Annotated in this window: 24 protein-coding genes; 20 read left to right on the top strand and 4 right to left on the bottom strand. The window is 43.5% G+C overall.

The features are described 5' to 3' along the window. Window positions 1–49 precede the first annotated feature (49 nt). Together BV372_RS17250 and BV372_RS17245 are read right to left on the bottom strand one after the other, a co-directional pair. On the bottom strand, window positions 50–340 hold the full coding sequence (locus BV372_RS17250) for a hypothetical protein (protein ID WP_086687728.1): 291 nt from the start codon (window positions 338–340) through the stop codon (window positions 50–52). A gap of 31 nt (window positions 341–371) precedes the next feature. Continuing rightward, complete coding sequence (locus BV372_RS17245; protein WP_086687727.1) at window positions 372–617, bottom strand: hypothetical protein; 246 nt, start codon at window positions 615–617, stop codon at window positions 372–374. Window positions 618–623: 6 nt separating this feature from the next. Here BV372_RS17245 and BV372_RS36375 point away from each other — a divergent pair, with 6 nt between their 5' ends. After that, window positions 624–761: a hypothetical protein gene (locus BV372_RS36375; protein WP_179198124.1), complete on the top strand. Its 138-nt coding sequence runs from the start codon at window positions 624–626 to the stop codon at window positions 759–761. A 33-nt stretch (window positions 762–794) separates the two neighbouring features. After that, complete coding sequence (locus BV372_RS17240; RefSeq protein WP_086687726.1) at window positions 795–1,070, top strand: KGK domain-containing protein; 276 nt, start codon at window positions 795–797, stop codon at window positions 1,068–1,070. A 55-nt stretch (window positions 1,071–1,125) separates the two neighbouring features. Here the strand turns inward: BV372_RS17240 and BV372_RS17235 are convergent, their stop codons facing one another. Beyond that, window positions 1,126–1,473 (bottom strand): hypothetical protein, encoded by a 348-nt coding sequence (locus BV372_RS17235; protein WP_086687725.1) that lies wholly within the window; start codon window positions 1,471–1,473, stop codon window positions 1,126–1,128. Window positions 1,474–1,961: 488 nt separating this feature from the next. On the opposite strand from BV372_RS17235, the gene BV372_RS17230 reads away from it, so the two are divergent. The 16 genes from BV372_RS17230 (at window position 1,962) to BV372_RS17160 (ending at window position 15,096) form a co-directional block, all read left to right on the top strand. Next, on the top strand, window positions 1,962–2,228 hold the full coding sequence (locus BV372_RS17230) for a hypothetical protein (RefSeq protein WP_086687724.1): 267 nt from the start codon (window positions 1,962–1,964) through the stop codon (window positions 2,226–2,228). 34 nt (window positions 2,229–2,262) lie between these two features. Continuing rightward, window positions 2,263–2,487, top strand: a complete 225-nt coding sequence (locus BV372_RS17225) for a hypothetical protein (RefSeq protein ID WP_143845163.1) — start codon at window positions 2,263–2,265, stop codon at window positions 2,485–2,487. A gap of 55 nt (window positions 2,488–2,542) precedes the next feature. Then, window positions 2,543–2,908: a hypothetical protein gene (locus BV372_RS17220; RefSeq protein WP_086687722.1), complete on the top strand. Its 366-nt coding sequence runs from the start codon at window positions 2,543–2,545 to the stop codon at window positions 2,906–2,908. Between the two features lie 67 nt (window positions 2,909–2,975). Further along, the gene (locus BV372_RS17215) at window positions 2,976–3,203 is read left to right on the top strand and encodes a hypothetical protein (RefSeq protein WP_086687721.1); all 228 of its coding nucleotides are present in this window, start codon (window positions 2,976–2,978) and stop codon (window positions 3,201–3,203) included. A 108-nt stretch (window positions 3,204–3,311) separates the two neighbouring features. After that, entirely contained in the window at window positions 3,312–3,674 is a 363-nt protein-coding gene (locus tag BV372_RS17210) for a hypothetical protein (RefSeq protein ID WP_086687720.1), read from the top strand. Beyond that, the gene (locus tag BV372_RS17205) at window positions 3,671–3,865 is read left to right on the top strand and encodes a hypothetical protein (protein ID WP_086687719.1); all 195 of its coding nucleotides are present in this window, start codon (window positions 3,671–3,673) and stop codon (window positions 3,863–3,865) included. The genes BV372_RS17210 and BV372_RS17205 overlap by 4 nt, the downstream gene beginning before the upstream one ends. Beyond that, window positions 3,858–5,129, top strand: a complete 1,272-nt coding sequence (locus BV372_RS17200) for an ATP-binding protein (protein ID WP_086687718.1) — start codon at window positions 3,858–3,860, stop codon at window positions 5,127–5,129. The genes BV372_RS17205 and BV372_RS17200 overlap by 8 nt, the downstream gene beginning before the upstream one ends. A gap of 289 nt (window positions 5,130–5,418) precedes the next feature. Continuing rightward, window positions 5,419–5,823 carry a hypothetical protein gene (locus BV372_RS17195; protein ID WP_086687717.1) on the top strand — a complete coding sequence of 135 codons (405 nt, stop codon included), beginning with the start codon at window positions 5,419–5,421 and terminating at the stop codon, window positions 5,821–5,823. 63 nt (window positions 5,824–5,886) lie between these two features. Further along, complete coding sequence (locus BV372_RS17190; protein WP_086687716.1) at window positions 5,887–6,195, top strand: hypothetical protein; 309 nt, start codon at window positions 5,887–5,889, stop codon at window positions 6,193–6,195. 351 nt (window positions 6,196–6,546) lie between these two features. Continuing rightward, the gene (locus BV372_RS17185) at window positions 6,547–7,746 is read left to right on the top strand and encodes a site-specific integrase (protein ID WP_086687715.1); all 1,200 of its coding nucleotides are present in this window, start codon (window positions 6,547–6,549) and stop codon (window positions 7,744–7,746) included. A 30-nt stretch (window positions 7,747–7,776) separates the two neighbouring features. Continuing rightward, window positions 7,777–7,908, top strand: coding sequence for a hypothetical protein (locus BV372_RS37705; protein ID WP_256973290.1), 132 nt, complete (start codon window positions 7,777–7,779; stop codon window positions 7,906–7,908). Further along, the gene (gene hisG / locus BV372_RS17180; RefSeq protein WP_086687714.1) at window positions 7,908–8,552 is read left to right on the top strand and encodes an ATP phosphoribosyltransferase; all 645 of its coding nucleotides are present in this window, start codon (window positions 7,908–7,910) and stop codon (window positions 8,550–8,552) included. Before BV372_RS37705 ends, hisG begins: the two co-directional genes overlap by 1 nt. Before the next feature lie 222 nt (window positions 8,553–8,774). Next, window positions 8,775–11,726 carry a PAS domain-containing protein gene (locus BV372_RS17175; protein ID WP_086687713.1) on the top strand — a complete coding sequence of 984 codons (2,952 nt, stop codon included), beginning with the start codon at window positions 8,775–8,777 and terminating at the stop codon, window positions 11,724–11,726. 17 nt (window positions 11,727–11,743) lie between these two features. Next, the gene (locus BV372_RS17170) at window positions 11,744–12,169 is read left to right on the top strand and encodes a response regulator (protein WP_373270778.1); all 426 of its coding nucleotides are present in this window, start codon (window positions 11,744–11,746) and stop codon (window positions 12,167–12,169) included. Between the two features lie 5 nt (window positions 12,170–12,174). Next, window positions 12,175–14,457, top strand: a complete 2,283-nt coding sequence (locus BV372_RS17165; protein ID WP_086687736.1) for a response regulator — start codon at window positions 12,175–12,177, stop codon at window positions 14,455–14,457. A gap of 9 nt (window positions 14,458–14,466) precedes the next feature. Then, entirely contained in the window at window positions 14,467–15,096 is a 630-nt protein-coding gene (locus BV372_RS17160) for a Uma2 family endonuclease (protein WP_086687711.1), read from the top strand. 129 nt (window positions 15,097–15,225) lie between these two features. Here the strand turns inward: BV372_RS17160 and BV372_RS17155 are convergent, their stop codons facing one another. After that, complete coding sequence (locus tag BV372_RS17155) at window positions 15,226–15,756, bottom strand: GNAT family N-acetyltransferase (protein WP_086687710.1); 531 nt, start codon at window positions 15,754–15,756, stop codon at window positions 15,226–15,228. 250 nt (window positions 15,757–16,006) lie between these two features. Between BV372_RS17155 and BV372_RS17150 the strand changes: the two genes are divergently transcribed. Both BV372_RS17150 and BV372_RS17145 read left to right on the top strand, forming a co-directional pair. Next, on the top strand, window positions 16,007–16,726 hold the full coding sequence (locus tag BV372_RS17150) for a class I SAM-dependent methyltransferase (RefSeq protein ID WP_086687709.1): 720 nt from the start codon (window positions 16,007–16,009) through the stop codon (window positions 16,724–16,726). 198 nt (window positions 16,727–16,924) lie between these two features. Then, a complete protein-coding gene (locus BV372_RS17145) occupies window positions 16,925–18,805 on the top strand; it encodes an ABC transporter ATP-binding protein (RefSeq protein WP_086687708.1) in 1,881 nt (626 codons plus the stop codon). Window positions 18,806–19,000 lie beyond the last annotated feature (195 nt).

The following is a 19,000-nucleotide window of genomic DNA, read 5'->3' as shown; positions in this document are numbered from 1 at the left end:
CTTCTATTATTGGTTTTCTCTGGTTCCTTAGCCGGGGATTTTTTTTTGGTTATAGGGAGATGTTTCGTCTTCTAGACGCCATCATCAAGGCTTCGTACTGAAGACCGTGCATAGCTTCGGGATTGTCTTCTAACAGTGCTGGCATGGATTCAATGACTGCTGCTGCGAAGAATACCGCTTCATGCCGTACGAGAAAGGGAAATTTCGATTGAATCCAGTCAACGAATTGTCCTAATTGTTCTGCTGCTTTTTCGCTAGCTTGATTCATCTCTGGGGATGCAAAGGAAATCGCATCTGGGGTAACTACTATTGCTGCTTTAATTTCTTGCTCTCTAGTCATTGGTTATTAGTTATTGGTTATTGGGCGATCGCTATTTCCGCTGTGAGATTATCTGTTGTGCTTGCTGTCTGAGTTGAGCAAGGAATATGGGGTTGTTCAGCAAGACTTCTGGGAGAAAACGTAATACTGCTGATGCCAAGGAAGTGGCTTCGGTTTGGGTCAATTCGGGGATGACTTGCTGTAGTTGAGCTATGAATTGCGATAGCCTTTGTCCCGCAAGTTGTGAGGCTCTCGAGAGTTCTGGGTCTGGTTGAGTGTTTCGTTTTTTGTTGGTCATTGGTTATTGGGTGTTGGGTTGGGCGATCGCTCTCACTGCGAATCGCAATTGTTAACTTGTGTAAAAACCGATAGCCGAGTAGCGCGATCGCTTGTCTGTTTCTCTGGGGAAAGCTTAGGAAAGGCAGGTGAAGTTGGCGCTTGACCTGCCATGTTGTGTAACTAACAGAGAAATAAAATGAGTGACAAAATTTACTTGGATGATGAAGATGTTGTGTCGTTAACTGAGCCTGACTTTGGACTAGGAAACACTTTTAAAATCAGCGAACTGAAGTTGCAAATTCAAGCTTTCTTTCGGGAAACAACAGAAGATGGCTTTTTTGCGGCTGGTAGGTGCATATGGTTTAACAAGGACGGCGGCGCTGAATGCGAGATACTTCGACAAGAAGGTGGTGGTTGGCAGAAAGGGATAGTTCTGTTTCGGGTAGAATTTATTCCCGATCACCCGGAATAAACTAGTCTAATAACTCATAAATAAAGCCGTCCTGCCTGCAATAGGTAGGACGGCTTTATGGTGTTGTTGAGTTTTTTTTATCCTCAGCTAAATCTTCGGTTAATTGTTCTAGCTCATGTAGCCTGACCTCTAGTTCAGCTACTTGTGTTTTGTGATATGCCAACTGCTTTCGAGTCTCTTCGATCAGCTGGCGTGCGATTCCCCCATCAATTCCCTCTCCAGTGCCGATAGTAATGGGATCTGATTCGTTGCTATCAATTCTACTAACTCCGAGCGAGTCATTCCTAGTTTTTGCGCTCTTCGGCGAAAGAGTTCCCACGCCTCTGGTGATACTGTTAAGCTCACCGTTTTTGCATTTCTGTCTGACTTTGGTCTTCCTACCATTTGCTTTTTCTCTTTTCATAGTAAGCCTTTCAATTATCACATATATACAAATGAGCTTTATTATTTCATTTTCACATATGTGATATTATAGCTGTACATTGTTCAAATGTAAGCAATGCTCAACCTAATAAGTAGAGATGGCAGCCTACCGTCATTGAGACAAAGAAAGATCTGCCAGTGCTGAGTAGTAGATATACCTAAAACCCAAACCAGGCAGAGATAGCAGCCTGCCAGCATCGAGCCAAACGCCAAAGACCTGCTAGGGGAACGCCCGACAACCGCATCCATGAACTATTTAGATAGAGGTAAAAACATCTGTGTCCAGAAAACAGAACCTTGCACAACAAAACAGACGCCGTAAAAAACGTGGACTAAAAGCCCGTCGCGGACAACTCATGCCTGAAATGCTTGCGCCAGCAATCAAAAAATGCAAGGGCGACCCAGTGATTACTTCCGTTGTCATCAATCCACATCAAACAGATTCATGAATTTCAGGAGTTATTAAGAATGGCGGAAATTCTGAGGTTGATAGAACCACTGTCAAAAACGCAGCAACTAGGATTTTTAGCTCTTGTCTGCCTAGCAAAGAGAGAAAACACCACCATTGAACACCAGCGAGATGAATGGAATTTTGATGATGTCAGTAGAGAAATAGTGAGCCTAGCTGATGGCTTGGGCGACCACGAGCAGATGGCACTAGTAGCCATGATTGCTTCCGAACTGGGTGACACAGACACCGATGACTTGAAGGAGCATAACCACAATGCCCAGTAAACTCGTGCGACTTCAAATAGAAGAAGACAAAGAAGTGTGCATAAACCTGGACGCTATTACCACCGCCGAAATGACCCAAGGCAAGGTAGCTATCTTCTTTATCGGAGATCCAACACCATCGATCTTAAGGGGAGAAGCAGCCGAGTCATTTTGGCGTTGCTTGCGTGGTTCAGTCCTGACCATCCACCACGCCACGCCAGGCGCAGCACAATCAACAAAAATCGCTGAAGTCCCTCCACGGCAAGACTCCAGCGATTAACTCTATGGCAAATTATGATTCCAAAACCCAGTTATAACCCAACTATTGAACGACTATGACCGACCAAGACACGACCGATCGAGCAACTACTAACGGTCGATCATCGACCAATAACCGACTAAAGGGACGTAAAAAGCAGTGGAGAGACCTTCCTACTGACCCACTAGAGAAAGGTTTTCTTAGTCTTCAAGCTGAGTATGTCGTCGGTAAAACACCTGTTAGCTGGTCAACCTTAGAACCAGGACAACTACTCTCACGTTCTGAGTCGGGGAAAAATTTGTTCGTAAAAATTAACGACGGCAGAGCGATTTGTCTAGATAGTCGGCAATCGATCGACATTAGTCCAAATCGTCGGCTCACTATGCAGGTGTGGGTGGTTACAAGCTTCAATTCCACAACTGCAAGTAAAGCCGATTTTTAGGCGAATTCCAAGGCAGGAACGCGATCGCCTGTCTAGTTCAACACCAGATACTGAAGGATTTTAGCAGATGGCAACTGACTCAAACTACCCAAAAAATGACATTAATTCTGTTGGCTTCCCAGAAGGTCAGCTACTCGGCAACGGTGCCAGCGCTGATGAATGCGCTGAAATCTCTGCTGCTTACAACCTGGGTAAACCGTTGCCCACAAGTGACAACGAGGCAATCAACCGAGTTAGCGACAGACTGACCCAAACCAGCGGCTATGGTCAGCATAGCGATTGGGGGGATGAATGAACCAAGTGATAATTCTGCTGATAACGCTGTTATCGCTGCTATTCTCGCTAATCGCACTCTGCAAACAGCAACCAGACCGCCCGTTTTACCTCAAGATTGAGGTGCAGTATGGCAGATGAGCAAAAAATCGTAGTTGAAATTCCCAGCGATCGCACTCACTATTCCCCAGTCCCGATTACTCAACAGCCGAACAAATTAGAGCAGTTTCGGCGTGGGTGGGTAAACGCGATCGCCCTTCCTGACAACTTCACTGACTTGCTATTTGACATCACTGCCTCAATTACAATTCCCGCGCTGGTGACTAGTTGCTGGGTAACACTTCCACTACCAACTTTTATGAGGCTAGGCGGTGCAATTCTTGCGGTGGTTATGGTGCTACTACTTTGGCAAATGCTAGCAATTCCAGAGGTACAGAGCATCCTAGCCTTCCGACTTGCACTAATAACAGTGGGAGTAGTACTAGGACTATGAATAGAGAAGATCGTAAGCAAATCATTCAGAACGAGTTAACCGATAACTGGTGTCCGGAGAAATTAGCGAAGTCAGCAGATGACATTCTGAGTCGGCATTACCCAGACACTGCGCTTATTGGGGCATCTGAACAGGAAGTCAACACAGTTAAACAGGCTAAGGAATATCTTGCAGGGGATGACGATGACTGATTTACACCCCTCACAACTGCATAATTATTTGCAGATGTACACCCGGACAAAGTGGACTTACTGGGGATGTCTCGCCTCCTCGATGCTGATTTTTTTTGCATCTGCCGATATTAAACCCAAGCATCTCAAGCCTTGGATACTCGGTAGCAGCACGGCTGTACTGATTGTAGGCAAGAACCAGAGACAAACAGCCAAGCAATTGAAACAAACACTGGGAGACGTTGACCAGGTTTCACAGCTTAACTTTCTCTCATGGATGAAGCAGCAGACCCAACCGACTGCACAACTAGCTGTAAGTATTCCTTCCCTCAATGGAAGCTGGCAACCAGACAACCTCATCACCGATCCAGTTGATTACGTCAACCGAGTACAAAAACACGTTGCTTTAGTCGGTGGCACGGGCGACGGTAAATCAACCCTGGCTCAATACTTCTCAACCCGCATCGGCGGTCAGGTCATCGTCTACGATATCGACTCAGCCAAAGATGATTGGTCATGGGTGGAACCAGGCAACCTAATAGGCGACGGTGGGCTACCAGAAGTCAACGCCGCCATGAAAGAAGCGCTTGATCATCTGGAGAAGATGCGGGTTTATCGCAAGGAAGTATCTAAGGATGTTCCCCAAGAGTTCGCCCGGTTCTACATTGGTGAAGAGTTCCCCGTGCTGGCAGACTGCGACAACGCACCAGACTGGATTAAGCAACACGCCAAGGTTGGGCGTAAGCGTAAACAGTTCATTATGGTACTGGCCCAAAACGACACTGCTACTAATTTCGCCCTAGAGGGTGACGCTGATATCCTAGACACCTGCTTTGTCCGCATTCGATTAGGCAAGAAAGCTCAAGACTATGCCAGGTCAACCCTGAAAAATCCCCAGATTGAGCAGTGGTTAAAGGCTGGAGGCAAAAAACGGTTTATGGTCGATGATCTACCTTGTGAACTAGATCTAAGCACTTGGGGAACTAGTGCGATCGCTCCTGTCTCCCCCGTCTCCGCGGAGGTCAAGCCAAGAGTTACAGCCGATGAACTGCTCAAAACCCTGGAATACCCAGAGCATGACATTGTGGAAATTGGACTAAAGCAGTCTGGTGATTGGGTAGCTGCCTGGAAATGCCATAACCTAAATCGCTCGCTCAGAAACATCAACTTAGAAGATATTCGGCTGATGTTTCAAGGACTAGCCTCTAGGGGCATTGGTGAAGTTGAAGGCGAAGGCGATCGCTTGCGCTGGCGAATAGACTCCTCACACCTAGACAAGCTCTAGACAAGATAAAAAACACCCGATGGACTACAAACACGGGTGTTTACTGGACTTCATTACATAAGTAATTGATGGAAGTAAATGTAACTATCATGCCATTACAACGACACAACAAACCCAGTACGCAAAATTCGCCGCCAAAACGGCTCTAGACGGGTAAAATTGGCTCCCAGACTGGGTTTAGACAATTCTAGACAAGGCGGCTGCGGGCTGCGCCTACGGACTTGACTCGCCCAAGTGCGATCGAGTCGTGAAAGTTTTACGAGCGATATTTTAGACCAACCACAAGATTATGCAAGAGTCAGCCCAAAAACTTTGTCAGTTAGCAGAGGAATACATCAAAGAGCAATACGCACCCGTGGGTAATCGTGCCTACGTCTGGGAAAAATGGACAGATGAGCTTGATGATACAACTGCACACGCTGTATCAGGTGAAGCGCCGCCAGGTGATTGTGATGATTACTCCTGGAGCGAGGTAACAGAACTGAAAATTATCTCCAGCGAATTGGAGGAGCGCAACGACGACAAAGGGGAATACACCGTTTTGGTGACTGCTTCAATGATTGTCGCTTCCGGTTCAGCCGATGACGACGAGGAAGAGGACGACGACGAATTGGAAGCAACAGAGCATGATATTTGGGTCTACATCGAGCGATACCCCGATGGAGAACTTGAAGTTGTAGATGCCGAAGAATAACAAAGACCGATCGCTCTATTGTGGGCGATCTCAAAAATAAAAACTATGAACGTCATGTTACTTATGAGTGAATTTCTTGAACTTACTTTTGGCATACAAGCTGAATACAGCCCACCCAGAAAAATCATCTGGAATTTTAAAGATCCACGTATTCAATATTTAAATAAAGCCCTCTTATTCTCGCCTGAAATGATGTTAATCAAAATCGATAGTTTGCATGGCTACTACAACTATTTTGATTTATTGATTGGTGATTTTAATAGATGCGAGTGTGAAGAGTGCTTGAAAACGAGTAATGAGCGATTGAAAGCTATCAACGAATTGATAGCAGAGTTCGATGAGGATAGAGTGTTGTATAAGGTCTTAGCGTGAATGATCACAATATTTAAATACGATTGTCCGCAATACCCAGAGTTTAATAAAAATGAAACTTTTCACGCTGTTTTAAGACCATCAGGTAAAGGTAAATCTGTTTTTTTAAGGTGTTTCAGGTGGAGATGGGGCAATTCTTTGTACCGTAAATTCCCTTATGGTTACACAAGAAAGAATCCATACACGAATCCGTTTGGAGATAAGATTTAGAACAATGACTGAGATTGAATTTTGACTAACAGAAAGTGATCGCAATTTGAACGAGCGATCGCTTTATTCCAATGAGTGTAAAAAGGGTGCAAAATTCTTGGGAACTTACCGCAAGCGGCAAACCTCTAACAGTTTTAGGCAATGTTAGCACAGGACGATAAATGGATCAGCGTTGATAAACGGTCAGGGAACCTGGCAATTAGATTTCGGGTAAAAGGTTTTGAGAAACAGTTTTACGTTGCCAGTGGGCTGCAAGACACGAAACGGAACCGCGAAGCTGTACGACTGAAGCGTGACGCTATTCTCAACGACATTACACTGGGTCGGTTTGATCCATCGCTGGAAAGTTACCAGTTTAGGGCTAGTGCGATCGCACCCGCAGCGCTCGTACATCAAAAGCCTGAAAATCAATCCAGGTATGACTTGGAAGTATTATGGCAAAAATTTACCGACTTTCAATCTACTCAACTTGAAAAAACTACTATTCGCGGCAAGTACAAAGTGATAGCCAGCTACATCCTGAAGCTTCCCACCAAAGATTTAGAGTCAGCTGCATCAATCCGTAATTGGATGCTGTCAAACTACACTCATTACATGACATGGGTTTTATTGAACTACTTCAGCCGTTGTTGTAACTGGGCTGTAGATTCAGGGCTAATTAAGAACAATCCGTTCTCTGCTCTAAAAATTCAACAACCTAAAAAATCTAGCCAAGATGAAAGCTTTCGAGCTTTTACCCTAGAGCAGAGAGACGCGATCGTTAAAGCCTTTGAAGTCCACCGAAGACATAGTTATTATGCTCCGCTAGTTAAATTCCTATTCTTTACTGGTTGCCGACCAGGAGAAGCTTTTGCGCTGACCTGGGGAGATATCAATGATGATTGCCGACGAATATTGATAAACAAGAGTAGAAACATAGCTGGAATTCTCAAGGGAACCAAAAACGGGAAGAAACGAATATTCCCTTGTGAAGTTGGTTCAAGGTTGCAAATGTTGCTGCTGTCTATCAGACCAGGACATTTCAACCCTAATGATTTAGTATTTCGCTCCAAAACCGGGAAGAGAATCAACTCCAGTCTCATGCTGGACTTCTGGCGCGAAGAAAGATTTCTAGAAAAAGGAAGAGTATATAAGCGTCCTGGGGTAGTAAAAGAGCTTGCAGTCAATGGGATAGTCCCATATCTGCCACCTTACAGCTGTAGACATACGTTTATAACCTGGGCCATTAGCAGCGGCATCAGTCCTGACAAGGTTGCTCTTTGGGTAGGCGACACCACACAGACAGTGTTGAAGCACTACTGTCACCCAGAGATAGTGAATGCTGAATGCCCAGATTTTTAGCTACTCAAATGCTACTCAAAATTATTTTTCATGACTTCCAAAAAGCTGAACAGGCAAGCGATTCAGGATGGCTTTGCGCTATCAGTTTACTTCTGGTCAGCATATCGAGATATTCTCAATATTAATGAACCGCCGATATGCCAAGGATACCAAGGACGATAATGTTGACTGTTGCTTTGCCGAAAGGGGAACTACTGAAAAATAGTATCCGCCTACTGCAATCTGTAGGATTGGATTTTAGCGCTTTTTTAGATGCAGGGAACCGCCAACTTCAGATTCTTGACGCTAGCGGACAAGCGAAAGGACTGTTAGTGCGGGGACAGGATGTGCCTGTTTATGTGGAATATGGTCAGGCACAACTGGGTATTATTGGTTACGATGTGCTGCGCGAAAAACAGCCCCAAGTTGCACATTTGGTAGATTTGCATTTTGGGCAATGTCGGATGTCTGTAGCCGTCAAAGCATCAAGTGCTTATAAATCACCTTTAGATTTACCAGCTCATGGTCGAGTTGCTTCCAAATATGTCAATTGTGCTCGTGAATATTTCCAAAATTTGGATTTACCAGTAGAAATCGTGCCGTTGTATGGTTCAGTGGAACTAGGGCCGATTACCGGAATGTCAGAAGCGATTGTAGATTTGGTTTCTACAGGGAGAACTTTGCGAGAAAACGGTTTGATTGAAATTACAACATTGTATGAAAGTACAGCGAGATTGATTGCCCATCCGCTAAGTTATCGCCTCAATACAGGTAATTTACATCAGTGGGTAGAAGATGTGCGATCGCATATCTTGTCTACAGTTTAATTACCTTGTAACTCAAAGCCGAATTTCCAAGCCAGTCTCGATGAAATTTTTTCATCGCCATGTATGAAAAAGGAACAAGGGAGACAAGGAGAACTTGGGGGATAATTAATTACTCTTAACTCAGCACTCAGCACTCTTTCAAGCCAGAGGAACCTCTACACGGAGGTTCCACACCCTGCACAAACCAAAAATTGTATAATTTATATATTTTAATAAACATTTATAAAGCCTGTGCTTTCTAATAGCGAAGTAGCAAGACTGGAAGCCCTCCGCCAGTATCAAATTCTCGATACTGAACCGGAAAAAGCTTACGATGATATTGCCCAGTTAGCTGCATTTATTTGTGGCACTCCGATAGTATTGGTCAATTTCATTGATGAAAACCGTCAGTGGTTTAAGGCGAGATTGGGTTTGGATGTACCGGAAATGCCCCGGAATATTGGTTTATCTTACCTTTGCCAAGACAGGCAAGAGGTTGTAGTAGTGCCGGATGCATTAGCTGACGAACAGTTGGCAACAAATCCAGTAGTGACTTCTTATCCCTTTGTGCGGTTTTATGCAGGTGTCCCCTTGATTACTCCCAAGGGGGATATGGTTGGTACTCTCTGCGTAATTGATAATGTGCCACGACAACTGAGCGATAAACAACTAGAAGCACTTCAAGCACTCGGTCGTCAGGCGATCAATCAACTAGAGCTAAGGCGTAATTTAGCTGAGGTATCCCGTATTGCTGAAGAGCAAAAGCGAGTAGAAGCAACACTGCGGCGCAGTCAGCAAGAGCTTACAGACTTTGTCGAGAATGCTACTGTAGGGATGCATTGGGTACAGGCAGATGGCATAATTGCTTGGGCAAATCAGGCAGAACTAGACCTTTTGGGCTATACGCGCTCTGAGTATATCGGACACTCTATTACTGAGTTTCATGTTGACCAAGATGTCATCGAGGACATTCTGCAAAGGTTGACCAGAAATGAAACTTTAGACAATTATGAGGCAAGGTTACGTTGCAAGGATGGATCGATTCGCCATGTTTTGATTCAGTCGAATGTGTTTTGGGAAGACGGTAAGTTTATCCATACGCGGTGTTTTACGCGAGATATTACTGAGCGCAAAAAAGTAGAAGCCGCCTTGAGGGAAAGCGATCGCCGACTGAAGGTAGCATTAGAGGCTGCTAAACTTGGGTCTTGGGAGTTTAACTTAGCAACAGCAGAGTTGTCTGCATCTAAGCAGTGCAAAGCCAACTTTGGTCTGCCTGAAGACGCTGAGTTTACCTATGATCAGTTACTCGAATGCATCCATCCTGACGATCGTGCCTACATGCAAGAGTCTGTACAACAAGCTCTAGCAAACCACAGCGATTATGAGGCAGAGTATCGCAATATTTGGCCAGATGGCAGCATTCACTGGATACTAGCACGCGGTGTGGGGATTTATGATGCTGATGGTCATCCCAAGCGGATGATTGGTGTGACACTCGATCTCACTGCGCGCAAGCAAGCAGAGCAAGCTTTGCAGGAAAGTGAACAACGTTGGCAGTTAGCCTTACAAGGTAATAATGATGGCATCTGGGATTGGAACCTGAAGACAGGCGAAGTCTTCTTTTCCAGCCGTTGGAAAGAAATGCTGGGTTATGAAGACCACGAAATTGTCAATAATATAGATGTATGGTCAAAACTAGTCCATCCTGAAGATTTGGATTGGGTATTGCAAGCCGTTCAAGATCACTTTGACAAAAAAACGCCCTATTACGTAACTGAGCATCGACTCCAGTGCAAAGATGGCAGTTATAAATGGATTTTAGATCGAGGGCAGGCGCTTTGGGATAGCACAGGTAATGTCGTGCGGATGGTTGGTTCTCATACCGACATCAACGATCGCAAGCAGATAGAAGAGGAATTAAAACGGCAAAATCTGCGATCACAACTGTTTTCGGAAATCACCCTGAAAATTCGTGAATCCTTACAATTAGATGATATTCTCCAAACTACAGTAACTGAGATTCAAAAAGTTCTCCATGCCGACCGAGTTTTGATTTTTCGACTTTGGCCCGATGGCTCAGGAACAGTGGTACAAGAGGCAGTGTTACCTGGTTGGCCTGTATTGCTTGGACAAAATATTCTTGATCGCTGCTTTCAGCAAGAGTATCTAGAAAGATATCGCCACGGAAGAGTAAGTGCAATCACAGACGTTGCCAAAGCAAACATTCAAGAATGTCATCGTCAATTTCTTCAGCAATATAATATCAAAGCTAACCTCGTAGTGCCGATTCTGATCAGGGACGGGATTTGGGGTTTATTGATTGCCCATCAATGCCAGAGTCCCCGTGAATGGAACAGTTTTGAACTAGATTTATTGCAGCAGCTAGCGAACCAAATTGGGATCGCCCTATCTCAAGCACAACTATTGGAACAAGCAACCCACCAAAGTCAGGAACTTACGCGTTCCAATGCCGAATTAGAACAGTTTGCTTATATTGCTTCCCATGACTTGCAAGAGCCATTGCGGATGGTGACTAGTTATTTACAGTTACTGGAGCGGAGATACAAAAATCAGCTAGATAACCGTGCAGATGAGTTCATAGGCTACGCTGTCGATGGCGCACAGCGGATGCAAACCTTAATCAACGATTTACTGAACTATTCCCGTGTCAGTACTCGGGGACAGCCCTTTATGCCAGTAAATTGTAATACGGTTTTAGAAAGAGCGATCGCCAATCTGCAAATAGCGATCACAGAAAGTCGTGCAGTGATTACCGCCGATCCTCTCCCCGAAGTAATAGCCGATACTACTCAACTGGCACAAGTCTTCCAAAACCTCATTGGTAACGCGATTAAATTCCGCAGAGAGGAGCCACCCCAAATTCACATCACAGCCATAAGGAACAGTACAGAATCACTAGACATAGAAAATTCCCATCTCACCCCATTAGAAAACGAATGGTTGTTCTCAGTACGTGATAATGGAATTGGTTTAGAATCCCAGTATGCTGAACGCATTTTTGTAATTTTTCAGCGGTTGCATAGCCGAAGTAAGTATCAAGGTACTGGTATTGGTTTGGCAATTTGTAAGAAGATTATAGAACGCCACGGCGGTAGAATCTGGATGGACTCGAAACCGGGTCAAGGCTCGATTTTCTACTTTACGATTCCAGATAAAACAGGTAAGCAATCGTGAACAATCTATCAGCGGTTATGCCTATCGAGGTTTTGTTAGTAGAAGACAATCCTGGCGATGCCTTACTTACGCGCATCGCTTTGGAAGATAGCAAAATCTCGGTTCATCTGAATGTCGTTGAAGACGGGGTGGAGGCAATGGCGTTCTTACGAAAACAAGATAAATATGCTAAAGTACCACATCCTGATATTGTGCTACTTGATTTAAACCTACCGAAAAAAGATGGTCGGGAGGTACTAGCAGAAATCAAAGGTGATGAACATCTTAAAAGAATTCCTGTAGTTGTTCTAACAACTTCCCAAGCCGAAGAAGATATTCTTAAAGCCTATAATTTGGCTGCCAACTGTTACATAACTAAGCCAGTTGACTTCGATCAATTCGTTAAAATTATTCGATCTATAGAAAACTTTTGGTTTGCGATCGTCAAACTGCCACCGGAGTAATGGACATGGCAGGTGAAATTATTAAAGTCTTGTTAGTTGAAGATAACCCCGGTGATGTCCTGTTGTTACAGGAGTTTTTAAAGGATGTCACCGCAGCTGTGGTTGAGTTGATACCTGTTGAGCAGCTTGATGAGGCCCTCAGCTATCTCACTCACGAAAGCTTTGATGTCATGCTTTTAGATCTCTCCCTGCCAGATAGTCAGGGATTGGAAACCTTTATTAAAGCTCACAATCAAGCTAAATCAACTCCAATCATTGTGCTCACTGGGATTAACGATGAAACCTTAGCGCTCAAGGCGATGCAAGAAGGAGCGCAGGATTATTTAGTCAAGGGGCAAGTAACAGGCGACTTGCTAGTACGCTCTATGCGTTATGCGATTGAGCGCCAACGGATAGAAGATGCACTGCGGCAAAGTGAAGAACGGTTTCGAGTTGCCTTAAAAAATTCACCCATTTTTGTCTTCAACCAAGATCAGGAATTACGCTATACCTGGGTTTATAACGCCGCATTTGGGTTTAAAGCTGAAGAAATGTTGGGTAAACGCGACTCAGAATTAATTCCCTTGGAAAGCGCTCACCATCTGACTGCGCTTAAACTTGGCGTGCTTGTGACCGGAGTTGGTACTAGAGATGAAGTATCTATTACTACCGCACAAGGAACTCGATATTACGACTTAACTGTAGAACCATTGCGCAATGAGTCACAACAAGTTATAGGCATCACTTGTGCTTGCATCGATATTAGCGAACGGCAAGCCGCCCTCCAACAACGCAAGTTAGCTGATGAAACAATTCGGGAACAAGCGGCATTACTAGACATTGCTACTGATGCTATTCTTGTGCGAGATTTAGAAAACAAAATTCTCTTCTGGAACAAAGGTGCAGAAAACCTTTATGGCTGGACAGTAGCAGAGGCTAAGGGTAAAAATGCCAGCGAGTTGTTGTATGATGATGAACCGCCACCAGAAGTCGCAGCAGCTCTTTTAACGGTGATCGGTAAAGGTAAGTGGGAAGGTGAGTTTACTAAAGTCACTAAAACTGGTAAAGAAATTTTAGTTTCTAGCCGTTGGAGTTTGGTGTGTGATGAACAGGGTAAACCCAAATCAATTCTCACAGTTGACACAGATATTACCGAGAAAAAACGCCTAGAAGCACAATTGTTTCGTGCCCAACGCTTGGAAAGTATTGGCACCTTAGCTAGCGGTATTGCGCATGACCTGAACAATATTCTGACGCCGATTTTAGCAGGAGCGCAACTACTACCGCTGAAATTTCCCGATGCGGATGAGCGAACTCAACATTTGCTAGAAATTTTGGAAATCAACGCCAAACGCGGTGCTGATTTAGTTAAGCAAGTGCTGTCATTTGCACGCGGTGTGGAAGGTAAACGCATTAATCTGCAAATCAGACATCTGATTGTGGAAGTTTCTAAGGTTCTCAAGGAAACATTGCCCAAATCAATTCAAGTCTCTACTGATATTCCACAAGACTTGTGGATAGTTTCTGGAGATAGTACCCAAATCCATCAGGTGTTAATGAATCTCTGCGTTAATGCTCGTGATGCTATGCCAAATGGCGGTAGTTTATCTATCTCTGCAAAAAATCTATTTATTGATGAGAACTATGCCCGCATGAATCTGGAAGCCAAAGTTGGGCCATACGTAGTGATTACTGTTAGCGATACTGGAGTGGGAATTCTTCAAGAAAACTTAGATCGGATTTTCGAGCCATTCTTCACTACAAAAGAGGTGGGACAAGGTACAGGGCTAGGACTTTCTACTGTCATTGGTATTATTAAAAGCCACGGTGGTTTTGTGAACGTGTATAGCGATATAAATGTTGGCACTCGCTTTCAAGTATATTTGCCAGCCGTAGATGGGTTAGAAACACACAGTATAGATGAATCAAAAGTTCTGAGTGCACACGGGGAAATGATTTTGATTGTAGACGATGAATCTGCTATTCAAGAGATTACTAAAACATCCCTAGAAACTCATAACTACAAAACCATTGTTGCAGGTGATGGAATTGAGGCGATCGCAGTTTATGCCAAACACATGGATCAAGTCAGCGTTGTACTGATGGATTTGATGCTTCCTTCCCTGGATGGTGTAACTGCGATTCGTACCTTAAAAAAAATCAATCCAAAAGTCAAAATTATTGCCACCAGCGGCTTGATTTCTAGCAATAAGCTGGAAGCTTTAGCTAGTACTGGTGTGACAACATTTTTGCCCAAACCCTACACTATCAATGATTTATTGCTCACTTTACAGAAGGTAATGTCTTAATTTCTTGCCATGACTCAAGCCAAAGTCGAACCCAAACTATACAGCTTCGATGAATTTATCAGCTGGTATCCCGAAAATTCGGCAGTCCGGTACGAACTGCACGATGGAGTTATTATCGAAATGCCCAAGCCAAAGGGAAAACATTCAAATCTAACAGGTTCCCTTATCGAGCAACTATTGATAATTATCAGGCAGAGTGGCTCTGGCGGCATCTGGACTATTCCTAGAGAATCTATCGTCAAACCCAAACGGGAAAAATCAGGTTACGAGCCAGACATCATCGTTTTAAACAAAGAAGCTCTGGGGGCGGAACCTCGGTGGGAAAGCGAATCGATTATCCAAAATCCGGATTCGGTTAAACTAATCGTCGAGGTTGTTTCAACTAATTGGCGTGACGATTACTACGATAAACTTCGAGATTATGAGGAAATGGGCATCGAGGAATATTGGATTCTCGATTATGCAGCACTGGGGGCAAGAAAGTTCATCGGCAACCCCAAGCAACCTACAATTTTTGTTTGTAATTTGGTTGATGGAGAATATCAGATGACGACCTTTACAGGCAACACGACCATTGTTTCCCCAACCTTCCCCCAATTTAACTTGACTGCACAGCAAATTTTCGATTTGGCTTCGTAGGAAAGTTTTAGGCTATACCGCAGATCAGGAAGGGAGATAAGGAAGCAGGGAACAGGGTGCAGAGGAGAAATAATTAATGACTATTGCCTTCTTGCCCAATGACAAATGACAAATGCCCATTTCCCTTTTTCAACGCAGAATGTATAGAGAATCATCCGGTTGCCATTCTGCGCGGAGGAGGGTGTAATAAACTACATCATGGCTGTAATAGCGGGTATGCTTTTGATATTTCATGCCCACTTTCTGAATTACACGCACTGAGGCAATGTTTTCTGGATCAGCGATCGCTACTATCTGATCTAGTTTTACTTCCCAGAATCCATATTTTAACGTTGCTTGAGCCGCTTCGGTGGCCAGCCCCATATTCCAAAAAGACTTGTCGAACACGTAACCCAGTTCAACATCTGGGGTATCTGCCAAAAAACCGAGTCCACAACGGCCAATCATCTTGCCAGTTTCCTTGTGTACTACTGCCCACATACCTAAGTTGTGTTCTTGCCATTGTTGAATATGGTTGCATAAGCTGTTCTTAGTCTGTTCTGACGTTCTGGGTGATAGATACCTCATGACTTCTGCATCAGCGTACAGGTGAAACAGGTTATCGAAATCATCTAGGGTAAAGTGCCTTAGTCGCAGTCGCAAAGTTTCTATCTCAGGCATGGTGTTAACGGCAAAGATGAATATGATGCTCTAGCAATGAGCACTTCCTAATCCCTTCAAAAATATTACACACAATGTCGTTGGTATGAAAATAATTGACAGTTTTTTTGCCCTTAGCATTCTCCAACTGAAGTGTATTGAATCATCACCATCAATTTTATTTGGGTTAATTTTAGTGCGTTAAAACTACTTCTGAAACTTTGTCTACACTATAACTTGACTAAGTTCTGAAAAAATAGTACAGCATCTAATGTCTAAAAAGCCGTCTCAAACCCCTTACACCACGCCTAGGCATCACTCAGACAAATGGCAACAGAGGGTAGCGCAAGTTGCATATCGCTTTAACCAACAGTATCAAAATCAACCCTTTGACTTACCAACAGAAGTACAGGCAATGCCAATATTTCGGGATTGGATTACTGGCACGTTACCAGGAAGAATTGCTTCTTGCTTCTGGGAAATTGCTAAACCTCAAAAGAATCAGCAATGTTTAGACATTGGCTGCGGTGTCAGCTTTTTAATTTATCCTTGGCGTGATTGGCAAGCATTTTTTTACGGTCAAGAAGTCAGTATTGTAGCACAGGAGACGCTTAATTCTCGTGGCTCGCAGTTGAATTCCAAGCTGTTCAAAGGTGTAGAGTTAGGCCCGGCTCATCACTTAAACTATGCCGCAGATCAGTTTGATTTAGCGATCGCCACCGGATTTAGCTGCTATTTTCCCCTGGAATATTGGAGTGCTGTGTTGCTAGAGGTTAAACGGGTGTTAAAGCCAGGCGGACAGTTTGTATTTGACATCCTCAATCCCGAACAGCCTTTAGCAGAGGATTGGGCAGTTCTGGAAACTTATTTAGGTGCTGAGGTGTTTCTAGAGTCTGTGGCTGAGTGGGAAAAAATAATTAAAGCTGCTGGTGCTAAAGTTGTGGCGCGGCAATCAGGGGAATTATTTAATTTATACAAGGTACAGTTTTGAGACTGAGTATAATTAACCAAAGCATATACATTCTCTGCAATATTTCTGAGAATGGGAGAAAATCATCATCAATAGGTGTTAATCAAAGTGAGATCGCAAATTACTGCGATCGCTAAATCCGCAACCACAAATACAACGTTAGAAACCCTCCAAATGGTGTAGCGAACTGCGTAGGTAGTTCATTATAATGCTCTTACTATGAGCACCTACCAATCCGTCAAAAAATCTTACACACAATACCGTCGGCGTGAAAATGACTGGCGGTTATTTTTGCGCTTAGTACCTTACGCCCGTCGTAGTGGAAAACTGCTATTGCTGTCAATGTTTCTACTCGTACCGATAGCTTTAGCTAATGCTGTACAACCACTATTAATTGGGCAGGCTATATCGCTCATTCGTAAAGAACCCAGCGTATACGAGTTTCTGCGGAATCGTCCTTTGCTGCAAGGGCTAAATATCATCGAAGGATTGTTACTGATTGCTATTACTATCAGATTGATATTTACAGGTTTTCAAGGTTATCTCGTACAAAAGCTAGGGCAACAAATCACAGCGGTGATTCGTGAGGATTTATTTCATCATGTAACATCTTTATCTGTGCGTTTTTTTGACCGAACGCCTGTAGGTAAATTAATTACCAGACTCACCAGCGATGTAGAAGCCTTGGGAGATGTTTTCTCTACCGGGGCAGTTGGCATTATATCGGATTTATTTTCCATGCTGGTGATTATCGGTTTGATGTTTTCTCTCCAGTGGGAACTTGCATCTTTACTACTAGTGATCCTCTTACCCATCAGCTTGGTAATTGTTTACTTTCAGCAACAGTATCGCCAAGCGAATTACAAAGCACGGGAAGAACTTTCTATTTTGAACTCCCAGCTACAAGAGAATATCGTTGGTATTAACGTAGTACAGTTGTTCCGGCGAGAGAAATTTAATGCCGAGTTATTTCGTACAACCAACCAACGTTACAAGCAGCAAGTAGATAAAACCATCTTTTATGATTCAGCAGTGTCAGCCATTTTAGAGTGGATTAGTCTAGTAGCGATCGCAGGTGTGCTAGTCATAGGTGGTTGGTTGTTGCTTGGCAAAAGTATTACTTTTGGGATTTTATCGGCATTTATTTTATATGCTCAGCAATTATTCGACCCGTTGCGCAATTTTGCAGAAAAATTCACTGTCATTCAAGCGGGTTTTACGGCTATAGAACGAGTCACCAACATTTTAGATGAACCAATAGAAATCCGCGATCGCTATAATTCTCGCATCTCCATTTATGATGCTAAATTTGGTTACATAGATGAGGTAGTTGCCAATCTAGAATCTTCAGAATCTCATCCCCTACCAGAATTAGGAGAAATTCGTTTTGAACACGTCTGGTTTGCCTATAGAGATGATGATTATGTAATCAAAGACTTAGATTTCACCATTCATCCTGGTGAAAAAGTAGCATTAGTTGGCCCCACCGGTGCAGGTAAAAGTTCGATCATTCGTCTTTTGTGCCGCCTCTACGAACCCACCCAAGGACGCATTCTCTTAGATGGGATAGATATTCGCGACTTACCACAGGCAGAATTACGGCGTTATTTAGCAGTAATTTTACAAGAGGGCTTTTTATTTGCTGGTGATGTCAAAAGCAACATCACCTTAGGAGACAACTATACCTTTGAAGCAATCCAACAAGCAGCACAACAGACTAATATCGATCAATTTATTGAACTATTACCCCAAAGCTATGATACTCAATTGCGAGAAAGAGGTACAAATCTTTCTAGCGGACAAAAGCAGCTTCTAGCCTTCGCTCGTGCTGCCATCCGCAATCCGCAAATTTTGGTATTAGATGAAGCAACAGCTAGTCTAGATGTAGGAACAGAAGCTTTAATTCAGCAAGCATTAAACCAGCTTTTGGTAGAACGTACCGCAATTATTATTGCTCACCGTTTATCTACAATTCGCAATGTCAATCGAATTTTTGTCTTAAAGCGAGGGGAACTTATCGAACAAGGAAGCCATGAAGAATTACTCCAACAGGGAGGAATGTATGCGACGTTGCATAACTTACAAATGTTAGGAAGTTAAGCAATTATCGGTTCAAGTTTAGGATGACAATTTAGGATAAATTTTGCATACACGGTTTTTTTTAGAATCTTGCCAGCAGTTTATTAGTTTTAAAAATGCTGGCTAAATTTAAAGCACAAGGTAATCTAAAAAGTTGGTTACGCAAGTAGGGTGCGTTATTTATGCGTAACGCACCATCATATTTTCGTAGTCGAT

Origin of the sequence: Nostoc sp. T09 (assembly GCF_002154695.1) — a bacterium.
Lineage (GTDB): Bacteria > Cyanobacteriota > Cyanobacteriia > Cyanobacteriales > Nostocaceae > Aulosira.
The sequence above is the reverse complement of the archived record's forward strand: the minus strand, read 5'-3'. Positions and strand labels throughout refer to the sequence as shown.

Bases quoted from the DNA above. Each gene is read 5' to 3' on its own strand.
- BV372_RS17205 (WP_086687719.1), top strand. From the start codon at position 3,671: ATGAATAGAGAAGATCGTAAGCAAATCATTCAGAACGAGTTAACCGAT.
- BV372_RS17215 (WP_086687721.1), top strand. From the start codon at position 2,976: ATGGCAACTGACTCAAACTACCCAAAAAATGACATTAATTCTGTTGGC.
- BV372_RS17220 (WP_086687722.1), top strand. From the start codon at position 2,543: ATGACCGACCAAGACACGACCGATCGAGCAACTACTAACGGTCGATCA.
- BV372_RS17250 (WP_086687728.1), bottom strand. From the start codon at position 340: ATGACTAGAGAGCAAGAAATTAAAGCAGCAATAGTAGTTACCCCAGAT.
- BV372_RS17190 (WP_086687716.1), top strand. From the start codon at position 5,887: ATGAGTGAATTTCTTGAACTTACTTTTGGCATACAAGCTGAATACAGC.
- BV372_RS17195 (WP_086687717.1), top strand. From the start codon at position 5,419: ATGCAAGAGTCAGCCCAAAAACTTTGTCAGTTAGCAGAGGAATACATC.
- hisG (WP_086687714.1), top strand. From the start codon at position 7,908: ATGTTGACTGTTGCTTTGCCGAAAGGGGAACTACTGAAAAATAGTATC.
- BV372_RS17155 (WP_086687710.1), bottom strand. From the start codon at position 15,756: ATGCCTGAGATAGAAACTTTGCGACTGCGACTAAGGCACTTTACCCTA.
- BV372_RS17150 (WP_086687709.1), top strand. From the start codon at position 16,007: ATGTCTAAAAAGCCGTCTCAAACCCCTTACACCACGCCTAGGCATCAC.
- BV372_RS17235 (WP_086687725.1), bottom strand. From the start codon at position 1,473: ATGAAAAGAGAAAAAGCAAATGGTAGGAAGACCAAAGTCAGACAGAAA.
- BV372_RS17160 (WP_086687711.1), top strand. From the start codon at position 14,467: ATGACTCAAGCCAAAGTCGAACCCAAACTATACAGCTTCGATGAATTT.
- BV372_RS17240 (WP_086687726.1), top strand. From the start codon at position 795: ATGAGTGACAAAATTTACTTGGATGATGAAGATGTTGTGTCGTTAACT.
- BV372_RS17210 (WP_086687720.1), top strand. From the start codon at position 3,312: ATGGCAGATGAGCAAAAAATCGTAGTTGAAATTCCCAGCGATCGCACT.
- BV372_RS17145 (WP_086687708.1), top strand. From the start codon at position 16,925: ATGAGCACCTACCAATCCGTCAAAAAATCTTACACACAATACCGTCGG.
- BV372_RS17245 (WP_086687727.1), bottom strand. From the start codon at position 617: ATGACCAACAAAAAACGAAACACTCAACCAGACCCAGAACTCTCGAGA.
- BV372_RS17165 (WP_086687736.1), top strand. From the start codon at position 12,175: ATGGCAGGTGAAATTATTAAAGTCTTGTTAGTTGAAGATAACCCCGGT.
- BV372_RS17230 (WP_086687724.1), top strand. From the start codon at position 1,962: ATGGCGGAAATTCTGAGGTTGATAGAACCACTGTCAAAAACGCAGCAA.
- BV372_RS17185 (WP_086687715.1), top strand. From the start codon at position 6,547: ATGTTAGCACAGGACGATAAATGGATCAGCGTTGATAAACGGTCAGGG.
- BV372_RS17200 (WP_086687718.1), top strand. From the start codon at position 3,858: ATGACTGATTTACACCCCTCACAACTGCATAATTATTTGCAGATGTAC.
- BV372_RS17170 (WP_373270778.1), top strand. From the start codon at position 11,744: ATGCCTATCGAGGTTTTGTTAGTAGAAGACAATCCTGGCGATGCCTTA.
- BV372_RS37705 (WP_256973290.1), top strand. From the start codon at position 7,777: ATGACTTCCAAAAAGCTGAACAGGCAAGCGATTCAGGATGGCTTTGCG.